The following is a 2,260-nucleotide window of genomic DNA, read 5'->3' on the forward strand; positions in this document are numbered from 1 at the left end:
AAGGGATGAATACGCGAGAAAAGCTGAAAAGGATGGTTTTAAAGTTTATGATATTCCAGAAGCGTTTGAAAGGGCTGACATAGCATTAATGTTAATACCAGATGAGGTTCAACCTGAGATTTATAAAAGTGTGGAAAAGATAATTGAGAAAAAGGATGGTTTCGTCCTAGATTTCGCCTCAGGTTATAACGTGGCTTTTGGATTTGTTAAGCCACCTAAGAACGTTGACACAATAATGGTAGCTCCCAGAATGATAGGTGAAGGAATAGTGACATTGCATAAACAAGGTAAGGGTTACCCAGTCTTAATAGGTGTAGCAAACGATTACTCCGGGAAAGCCTGGGATTACGCAATAGGAATAGCTTCAGCTATAGGGGCTATAGGCAAAGAAGGTGGAGTTGCAGTTAGGTCATCTTTCGAAGAAGAAGCTTTGTTAGATTTATTAAGCGAGCACACGTGGGCTCCCTTACTTGTCGCCACTATGAAAGCCTATTTTGACGTGGTAACAGAAAAGTATGGTGTCTCTCCAGAGGCAGTTATTCTAGAACTTTACGCCTCTGGTGAGTTGGGAGAAATTGGTATGGCTATGGCTGAATATGGATTATTCGAGCAACTGAAGTTCCATTCCACTACTAGCCAATACGGGCATTTGAGCAGGGCAGAGAAGTATTATGATATAGTTAAAAGAATATGTGAGGAGGAGGCTGAAAAGATACAAAATGGGGAATTTGCAAGAGAGTGGACTTTAGAGCAAATAGCTGGAAAAGTAGTCTTAAATAGTCTATGGAAGAAGTTTACTAATAGCAAGATGTCAATGTCAGAAAAAGAGTTATATGAAATATTAGGAAGGAAAAAAGATTAATTTTTTATTGATCTGTTGCTTCGTTAATTTCTTCTAACCTCTTACCCACCGTATTGGGTGTTAAGAAAAGTACCAATATAGCCATTATTATTGCGGGTATCCACGGTATTGTCCATCCTCCCACATTTCCTAAGGCATATATGAGAGGAAGTATGACGAGTAATCCCACAGCACCTCCTGCGTGTCCTACTCCATCAGCTATAGAATATCCAGTAGCTCTAGCAGCTGTGGGAAAGTTATCTATACACATCTGGTAGTAAAGCTGATACCAACCTACTCCTATGAGCTCAGCTAAGAATGCTCCTATGAAGAATAATGTTGACGACCTTATTGCACCTCCATACCCCATAATACCGGTTCCCAACGTATATATGATCACAGAAATTATGGTCATCTTCCTTCTATCATACTTATCGATGAAGGGTCTTAGTATTATAGACCCTAGAAAAGCTCCTATACCTGCTAGACCAAATAAAAAGACTATTTGTGATAGTAAGGCTCCAGAATAGCCTAACACTACCTTAGCCCACGTCTCTGGGATTACTAAAAATGGATAATCCATGAAGTAGACGAAAAACATTAAGAAGAATAACGCTAATAACCTCTTTAGATATTTAGGTTTAGCTAATATCTTGAAGGGATTTTGCTTTGGAACGTTATACATTCTCATGTCTGGCTCTGGCAATGACGTAAGACTAGTTCTAATCATAGAAACTTTTTCCATTGAGGAAATTATCTTTTCTGCCTCATCAAACTTACCTTTTGAGGCTAGGAATCTAACCGTTTCGGGAGCATACGCTCTGATTGCAAGAGCTAAAAACGCCAAGATAGCTCCTACTAAGAACACTATTCTCCAACCTATTGATGGTATACTAGTAACAATAATAGCAGCTATGAATGGACCAATCCCTATTCCAGCCCATCCTCCAATAAATGCTAAATTAGTATATCTACCTCTTTTGGCTGAGGGTGACATTTCGGACATGTAAGTCATAACTAATACTAGGTCAGCACCAATTGCCATTCCAGTTATAAATCTAAATGCTGCTAACATAGGGTAATTTACTGATAAGGCATCCCCTAAACTCCCTATTGCTGTGAGCAAAGCCGTAAATATTAATGTAGGTCTTCTTCCTATGATATCTGCGAAGTAAGAGAAAAGTGGCGCCCCTACGACATATCCCCATAGACCTAAAGAGGCTACCAGTGAAGCTTGAAATCCCGTGACGACGAATGGTATATATGGTAATGCGAAACCTACGTTTATAACGTCATATAATGTTATGAAAAAGCTAAATCCCATTGCCCATATTATGGCATAGGATAGTCCCCATGTAGGTAATCTATCTACTCTTGCTACATAATAATCTGGATTTGTTTTAAGGTCACTCATATGTT

2 protein-coding genes are annotated in these 2,260 nt (G+C 39.1%); one reads left to right on the forward strand and one right to left on the reverse strand.

What is annotated here, in order from left to right:
- Positions 1 to 862, forward strand: an 862-nt coding sequence (locus tag DMP16_RS09230) for a ketol-acid reductoisomerase (RefSeq protein ID WP_143577139.1), incomplete at its 5' end; no start/stop codon positions are given.
- A gap of 4 nt (positions 863 to 866) precedes the next feature.
- Here DMP16_RS09230 and DMP16_RS09235 read toward each other — a convergent pair.
- On the reverse strand, positions 867 to 2,255 hold the full coding sequence (locus tag DMP16_RS09235; protein ID WP_069284291.1) for an MFS transporter: 1,389 nt from the start codon (positions 2,253 to 2,255) through the stop codon (positions 867 to 869).
- Positions 2,256 to 2,260 lie beyond the last annotated feature (5 nt).

Source organism: Sulfolobus sp. B1, from assembly GCF_007050195.1.
Taxonomy (GTDB): domain Archaea; phylum Thermoproteota; class Thermoprotei_A; order Sulfolobales; family Sulfolobaceae; genus Saccharolobus.